Genomic DNA, 8,043 nt, shown 5'->3' on the forward strand with positions numbered 1-8,043 from the left:
ACCATCCAGCTTCCGATCTTTAATGAACGCTATGTCGTCGAACGATTGATAAAATCGATTTGCCGGTTTGATTATCCAAAAGCGCTGCTCGAGATCCAGATTCTGGACGACTCCACCGATGACACCGTCGATATCGCCAAGCTGTTGGTCAATCAGATGAAAGAACGGGGGTTTGATATTGACTATATTCATCGAGACGACCGCACCGGCTATAAAGCCGGTGCTTTGAAAGAAGGGCTCAAAACAGCCAAAGGCGAGCTTGTCGGGATTTTTGATGCCGATTTTATTCCCCAGCCGGATTTTTTAAAAGAGACCGTTCCTTATTTTGTTGATCCAGGAATCGGAATGATCCAAACCCGATGGGGGCATATCAACGCCGATTATTCAATGCTGACCCGAGCGCAATCGATGGGCATCGACGGTCATTTTGGGGTCGAGCAAGCCGCACGCGCCTGGAACGGATTTTTTATGAATTTCAACGGTACGGCAGGTATATGGCGGAAAAAAACCATCGAAGATGCCGGCGGATGGCAAGCCGACACCCTCACTGAGGATCTCGATTTAAGCTATCGGGCGCAACTCAAGGGGTGGAAATTATCGTTTTTATCCCATGTGGTCTGTCCGGCGGAAGTGCCGGTCACCATTACCGCATTTAAATCCCAGCAGCATCGTTGGGCCAAGGGATCCATCCAGACGGCTAAAAAGAACCTGGGCAAACTTTTCAAATCCGATCTTCCCCTCCTGGTTAAAATTCAGGCTTTGCTGCACCTGACCCACTACATGGTCCATCCGATGATGCTCATAGTGGTGCTGACATCCATTCCGATGCTCTATTCCCAATGGTTTTTTGACAGCCTCTATTTTCCGATCATGATCTTCACCTTGTTGTGTCTGGCTACATTCGGCCCATCATCCATGTATATGTTTTCTCAAAAAATTATCTATGGCGACTGGAAATCCAAGATCAAATTTCTACCCTTTCTCATGTGCCTGGGTACCGGGATTGCGGTGAATAATACCAAGGCGGTCCTCGAAGCCCTGTTGGATGTAAAGACCGGTTTTGTCCGAACCCCCAAATACGGCATCAAGAAGCAGGAGGATTGCTGGCAAGGCAAATGCTATTCGATTCCGCTGAGCGCCATATCGTTGCTCGAATTCATTTTTGGGGTCTATTCGCTAACCGGGCTCCTGATGTTTCTCATTTTTAGCAAATATCTGGTCAGCCCCTTCCTGCTTATTTATACCTTGGGTTTTTTCTACGTTTTTTTTCTGTCACTAAAACATGGATATGGGAAGACACGATCATAAATCTGCGGCCGACTTCAGGTGTTTGGCCGTATTTGCCGCCACGCTCACATTAGGGGTACTGTCCGCTGCGATCTATTGGCTAAATTTTAGAATCGATGCGGTCGTGCCAATTTTTTTTAAATTATCGGGAATTCAACTCTATGTGATCATTTTTCTTTTCTTGAGCGCCCTCTATTTTATCGGTGTCTTTCTTGTTTGTAAGATTATGCCGGTGGACGCTACATCCCGGTGGTTGACCGGCATGATTCTTTTTTTCGCAGTTATTTTCAGGATCGGTCTGATCGCGCCGGATCCGGCAGTGCTGTCCAAAGATATTTACCGCTACATGTGGGACGGGCGTGTTCAGCACAACGGTATCAATCCCTACCTGCACCCGCCAGGGGCCATTGAATTGAAAGGTCTGAGGGATGAAAAGGTTTTCCCGAATATCAACCGCAAAGATTATCCCACCCTCTATCCGGCAGGGGCCCAGGTTTTTTTCCGGGTTGTTTATTCCCTGGTGGGAGACAGCGTCACCGGCTTCAAAGCAATCATGGTGTTTTTCGATATATTGACCCTGGTGATGCTGGCCGCCTTGCTTCGCAGCTGGGGATTGAACTTAGCGAGGCTGATCATCTATGCCTGGAATCCGCTGGTCATATTTGAAATATCCTACAGCGGTCACCTAGAAGGGGTTACGGTTTTTTTGATGACAGCGGCGCTGTATCTGTATGCCACTCGAAAAAAAATGGTAGCCATATTTATGCTGGCGCTGTCAGCCGCGGTCAAACTGTATCCGGCGCTGCTGCTTGCGGCTTTTTTAAATCGCGGAATAAGAATTAAAGGAATACTCATTTTTGCATCAACCATTATACTGCTCTATTTGCCTTTTATCGCTGCGGGAACCCACCTATCCGGTTTTTTACCGGTTTATCTGAACAATCCCTATGAGAGTTTTAATTTGGGCGTCAAGTATCTTTTGATGGGCTTGATGCCCGGAATTGAGTACCGCGTTCTGTCCTGGCTGTTCATCATCGTACTGGCGATCGCAGGGCTGGTTGTCTTTTTGAAACATAAAAACACCGTTCAGGCGGTACGACAGGGTTATATGTTAACCGGCTTGTTGATCATTCTGATGCCGGCCTCATTGCATCCTTGGTATGTTATTTTGGTAATCCCATTCCTGGTGATTTATCCCAACCCGGCCTGGTTGGTTTTTACATGCACCGTGAGCCTGTCTTATTTAAAGTATACGTCACCAAATGGGATTATGCCCTTGTGGGTGCTACTGGTGGAATATCTGCCTCTTTTTGTAATGTTGAGCGCCGAATTTATACTAAGCAGAAACAAGGGCCGCGCTAAACCGGCCGACACGGATGGTCGCTACAATAACAGAAAGATCATGAAGGTACGACGATGATCAAGAATATCATATATTTGGCTGTCACATCATTAATAATCATCGCTTTTTTCCCCTCGGTTGCCGCCGCTGATTTTGATCATTCTATATTCGATCGGGCGCTCAAGACCTATGTCAACGACAAGGGGCTGGTCGACTATAACGGCATCGCCGGGGATCAAGCCTTTAAGGCTTATGTACAATCGCTGCAATTCGCCAAATTGGATTCGATGTCACGCGACGAGCAACTGGCTTTCTGGATTAACGCATACAACGCAGTCACGATAGACAAAGTCATCAAGTTTAAACCCAAAAAAAGCGTACGTGAAACGCTTGTACCGGGCTTATGGACCTCTACTAAATTTTTTACCACCCGGGAGCACACGGTGGCCGGCAATCAGTTGAGCCAGGGCGATATCGAGCACGAATTTTTACGTAAGCGGTTCAAGGATCCCAGAATCCACTTTGCCATTATTTGTGCATCCTCCAGTTGTCCGCCGCTGCCACGGTTTGCCTACACGGGGAAAAATGTGCAGGCAAAGCTGGAAGCGGAGACCCGCACATACATCAATTCGCAGCGCGGGACGCGGATCGATTATGCGGAAAATACACTCTTTCTTTCAAAATTGTTCGACTGGTTCGCCGGAGATTTTGAGTCCAAGTCCGGATCTGTGTTACAATTTATAAATCCGTACCTGGAGGAGGAGACCCGCTCCTTTGTAGAGAGAAATCCCATGATCGCGCATATCCATTATGACTGGTCGCTGAACGCACAAGCGCCGTTGGAATAGTTGCCGGAAACACAACGTATCAATGAAAATATCTGTGATCATACCGACGTTGAATGAGGAACAGGCCATCGGCAGCGTGGTTCGGGCCATACCTGCCGACCGTGTTCATGAGGTTATCGTTGTCGATAACGGATCCACCGATAACACTGCTGAAATGGCGACTTCCGCAGGTGCCAGGCTAATTGTCGAACCCCGTGCCGGCTACGGATCGGCCTGTCTGACGGGTGCAAAGACCGCTGCCAACGCCGATATCCTTGTATTTATGGACGGAGATCGCAGTGATGATCCGCGGGAGCTTGAAACCATTTTGGGTCCGATCGTGGAAAACCGGGCGGACCTGGTGATCGGCAGTCGTCTCAAAGGCAACCTGGAAAAGGGCGCCATGCCTCTGCACGGCCGTTTGGGAAACCATTTTATCGTTTTATTGCTGCGGCTGTTATACGGCGTCAATATAACCGATATTGGTTCGTTTCGCGCCATCAGGGCCCAAACGCTATTCAGTTTGAAGATGGAACAGATGACCTATGGGTGGCCGGTGGAGATGGTTGTTAAAGCCGCCCGCCAGGGGTTGCGGATTCTCAGCGTTCCGGTGACGTACCGGCGGCGTATCGGCCAATCAAAAGTCACCGGAACCATCAGGGGGACCATCCTGGCCACCTACTTTTTATTTTTGGTACCGTTGAAATACCTTATTGAAGCAAACCACCACCGACAGGAGTAACCGCATGATTTCTCTTGGAATTGGCTTGACCAGCGACTGTAATTTGCACTGTGCACATTGCTATCGCGATCAAGAACGAATTGACAATTTAACACTGGCAGACGTTCAAAACGTTTGCAACAGCCTCGAGATCGGCTCTGTCGGTTTTGGAACCGGTGAGAACGGCCTGAACCCCGATTTTTTTCAGATCATCGACTACCTGCACCATCGTGGCATCGACATGACCCTGGCTTCCAACGGTTACACGCTCTCGATCACACCCGATGAGAAGCTGAAGTATTTTAAGGATGTCGAGTTTTCGGTCGATTTTCCGGACAAATCCCGGCATGACCGTTTTCGAGGCGATGGGAACTGGAATACCGTGATGGCAGGCATTGAAAGATGTCAGCGGCTGGGCATTCGCGTATCTATTTTGGCGGTTCTGATGAACCTCAACCATAAAGATCTGGGTGCACTTGCCCGGCTGGCTGCTTCGTTTGGCGCCGATTTTCGTGTCAACGCCTATCAGCCGATGTACACCGAAAAATTCATGCCGAATTTCGAGCAGTACTGGGATGCGTACAAAATTCTTTTCGATCAGAGTGAAGTCATTTCCGTCAGCGAGCCGTTGGTGAACACGTTTTTGGGGCTGAACAGCTTAAGCGGCACGCCCTGCGGCGGCCGCAGCATGCGGGTGACACCAGACGGAAAATTAAAAGCATGTGTTTACTGGCCTGAATCGGATCTGGCCATAGATGACCTGGTGGAAAGAGGAGAAGCTGTTTTTGAATCACCCTATTTCCAGGCAACCCATCACACCCCAAAATTTTGTCTGAGCTGCGTACATGTTGGCAACTGCGGGGGCGGATGCACCGCCAGGAGAAAGCTGAGAGGGCGTCTGGAAGAGCCCGATGAGTATTGCCCCATTTATGCCGGCAAACCGGTAACACTGACCGGACAGCAGTCCCCGATTGCCAAACCGCTGCGCACGGGCAGTATTTGCACGACCATCGTCAAGGGCAGGTAGGCTGAATCTATCAACAGGATACGTTTTTAATGTCTGGTTCTCAAGCAGATCGACAGTTGCCGCTTCCGAGCGTCTTGTACCTTGAAACGACCAACCGGTGCAATCTCAGGTGCAAGGGATGTATTTTATATCGTGGGAGTTCGGAGCCCGATCGGGATGTCTCTTTAAATGAACTCGTGACGATTACCGACCAATTGCCGGCACTCGAACGGGTCTTTCTGCATGGAATCGGGGAACCGCTGTTAAATAAAGCGCTGTTCGAAATGATTCGACACCTCAAACAGCGACAGGTCTATGTGCTGTTTAATTCAAATGGCGTCCTTCTCGACAAACGCAAGCAGCATGACCTCATCCAGGCTGGGTTGGATGAATTACGCATCTCGTTGGATGCCGCTTCTGCGCAGGGATATCGCAACATTCGCAACAGTGACCGATTCGAACACGTTGTCGAAAACATCAAATCCTTCATAGCGCTTCAAACCCAGCAACAGGCCGCCCATCCGAAGCTGTCCGTGTGGTTCTTGGGCACCAGGGATAACATTGCCGAGCTTCCGGGCTTGGTCGATCTTGCTGCCGAGATGGGTATAAAAGAAATCTACCTTCAACGGCTCGTGTATTTCCAAGACAACGAGGGATACGGTATCGCCCGGCAGGCCAGGACCCTTCGGGGCGCAACCGACGGTTCGCTGGCGCTGATTCAAAAAAGTCAGGATATGGCAGCGCGGCAGGGAATCCGCTTCAATGCGTCCGGATTGTCAGCGCCCGTTGAAAGCCTGGGTAGCGGGGATACAGATGAACAGCCGTGGCACAAGTGCCATCGACCCTATTCGCTGATGTACATCACCGCGAACGGCAATGTATTGCCCTGCTGTATTTCTCCATTTTCCAGTGTCGATTATCGTTCCCTTATTCTGGGCAACGTATTTAAAAGCCCACTGAAAGAAATCTGGACCGGTGCCAGGTATAGTGAATTCAGAAAACAACATCAAACAGAGACACCGCCGACATGCTGCCGGGGCTGCGGTGTTCAATGGAGTCTTTAATGGCCACAAAACAGGAAAAAATGCTGTTGGTCGTGGTGGCCAAGGCGCCGGTGCCGGGCACGGTCAAGACCCGTCTGGTTCCCCACCTGTCGCCGAAAGAAGCAACCGACCTGTATCGATGTTTTTTGAAGGATCGAATCACGACGATTCAATCATTAACAGGTGCCGCGTTAGCCATTGCTTACACACCGACCGATGCCAGAGACGTATTCACCCCTTTCTGTGAAAATGGCCTTCGTCTTTTTCCCCAGAAAGGCAAACATCTGGGAGAACGGCTGAACAACATTTTTGTCGAAAAACTGGCCGATGATTTCGACGCTGTTTGCATCATCGATAGTGACACCCCGGATCTGCCGGTATCAACCATCAAGGAATCGTTTGAACGCCTCATGTCCGACCAAACCGATGTGGTTTTCGGGCCCTGTTATGATGGCGGATACTATCTTGTGGGAATGCGCAGGCCTCATCCGGAACTGTTTGCCAATATCCCCTGGAGCACGGACAAGGTGCTGGCCGACACGCTTGAAAGGGCTCGGGAACTTGGCGTCAGGGCGGATTTGCTTCAACGGTGGAACGATCTGGATACGATCGATGATCTGATCGCCTTTTATCATTTGCACAAAAATAAAGCCGCCCAAAGCGGGTGGGCGGGAGAGACGACATTCAACTACCTGGCCCGAATGGAAGCCAAAAGCCTGCGTCTCTCTTCCATCAAATAAATTCCAACGGCTGACAGCCAGAAGCAGCCTCTACCCCCATGTTGCATAAACAATACACGGGTTAGGCTGAACCGCGGTAGCGAGCGCATTCGCCGCGGCTTGTCGGAGCGAAGCAGAGATCCCGCTCATCGAGGCCGCGGGGAGGGTTTAATCGTGAGGGTCATTCATAACACATGTACTTTTTTACTTCATCTGCGACAGATCTTCCCATTAAACATTCCATTAACAAATATACCGCTTCGAGTGACGAGCCGGGCCCTCTGCACGAAATGATTCGATTGTCTAATACGACATTTCTGTCCTGTGCAATGGCCCCATTGATTTTAAGTCGGTTGAAATTATCATGGTACCTGCTGTATGGGTATGTAGTTGCTTTTTTCCCCTCAAGAAGCCCGGCGTCGGCAATCGGTAACACCCCCACACACATGGTGGCGATAAAGCCGTTGTTTTGATGAATGCTGCGCGCGATTGCATGGATGCGAGAATCATAGGCTTCATCGAAGCCATGACTATGGAATCCACCCGGAAGCACCAATGCCTGGAAGTCTGAAGGATCAATGTCATTAAATGGAATATCCGGAGATATCTTGAGGCCGAATCGCCCTGCGACCGTTGGATGAAAACTGGTAGTTAAAACGTTTACGGCGGGTATATGGTCTCTGTACTGCATCCAGCCAAAAATATCGATGACACTCACCGCCTCAAGATCTTCGAACCCCTGGGCCAAGAAAAGCAAAATATTCACGGAATCAGCTTTGATCATTTTTCCTCGCTTCCGGTTTGAATCCCGCTATCTTTTTTATCATTATTTCTCCTACCCCGTTCTTCTCAATTCATAAGAATGATTCGATCGTGTCTCAATTGATGGTCGAACGATAGGTTTTGCCTTCCACCCTTTTCAAATACTCAAGCAGTTCTCGCTCCAGTTGTTCTGCCAGCGCCGGTTCTTCGGTCAACAGGTTGATTTTTTCCTCAGGATCATTGGTCACATTGAACAATTGCAAGAGATCGAATTCGGCAAAATAGACCAGTTTCCATTCCCAGTTGCGGTACAGAAAATAGCGGCGCTTGAATGAG

At 49.4% G+C, this 8,043-nt stretch carries 9 protein-coding genes; 7 read left to right on the top strand and 2 right to left on the bottom strand.

The genetic code is table 11. The features are described from left to right. From QNK41_RS20685 to QNK41_RS20715, 7 genes are all read left to right on the top strand, one after another. Positions 1-1,308: glycosyltransferase family 2 protein (locus QNK41_RS20685; RefSeq protein ID WP_319261033.1), on the top strand; the 1,308-nt coding region annotated here is incomplete at its 5' end. A 22-nt stretch (positions 1,309-1,330) separates the two neighbouring features. Then, on the top strand, positions 1,331-2,707 hold the full coding sequence (locus tag QNK41_RS20690; RefSeq protein WP_319261035.1) for a hypothetical protein: 1,377 nt from the start codon (positions 1,331-1,333) through the stop codon (positions 2,705-2,707). After that, on the top strand, positions 2,704-3,477 hold the full coding sequence (locus tag QNK41_RS20695; RefSeq protein ID WP_319261038.1) for a DUF547 domain-containing protein: 774 nt from the start codon (positions 2,704-2,706) through the stop codon (positions 3,475-3,477). Before QNK41_RS20690 ends, QNK41_RS20695 begins: the two co-directional genes overlap by 4 nt. Before the next feature lie 22 nt (positions 3,478-3,499). Next, complete coding sequence (locus QNK41_RS20700) at positions 3,500-4,198, top strand: glycosyltransferase family 2 protein (RefSeq protein WP_319261041.1); 699 nt, start codon at positions 3,500-3,502, stop codon at positions 4,196-4,198. Between the two features lie 4 nt (positions 4,199-4,202). Continuing rightward, entirely contained in the window at positions 4,203-5,204 is a 1,002-nt protein-coding gene (locus tag QNK41_RS20705; RefSeq protein WP_319261043.1) for a radical SAM/SPASM domain-containing protein, read from the top strand. 29 nt (positions 5,205-5,233) lie between these two features. Then, positions 5,234-6,247: a radical SAM protein gene (locus tag QNK41_RS20710; protein WP_319261046.1), complete on the top strand. Its 1,014-nt coding sequence runs from the start codon at positions 5,234-5,236 to the stop codon at positions 6,245-6,247. Next, entirely contained in the window at positions 6,247-6,966 is a 720-nt protein-coding gene (locus tag QNK41_RS20715) for a TIGR04282 family arsenosugar biosynthesis glycosyltransferase (protein WP_319261048.1), read from the top strand. Before QNK41_RS20710 ends, QNK41_RS20715 begins: the two co-directional genes overlap by 1 nt. Positions 6,967-7,126: 160 nt before the next feature. Here QNK41_RS20715 and QNK41_RS20720 read toward each other — a convergent pair whose 3' ends face one another. Together QNK41_RS20720 and QNK41_RS20725 are read right to left on the bottom strand one after the other, a co-directional pair. Beyond that, on the bottom strand, positions 7,127-7,729 hold the full coding sequence (locus tag QNK41_RS20720) for a DJ-1/PfpI family protein (protein ID WP_319261050.1): 603 nt from the start codon (positions 7,727-7,729) through the stop codon (positions 7,127-7,129). Positions 7,730-7,823: 94 nt separating this feature from the next. After that, positions 7,824-8,043, bottom strand: a 220-nt coding sequence (locus QNK41_RS20725) for a hypothetical protein (RefSeq protein WP_319261052.1), incomplete at its 5' end; no start/stop codon positions are given.

The sequence above is a fragment of the Desulfosarcina sp. genome, assembly GCF_033791525.1.
Lineage (GTDB): Bacteria > Desulfobacterota > Desulfobacteria > Desulfobacterales > Desulfosarcinaceae > Desulfosarcina.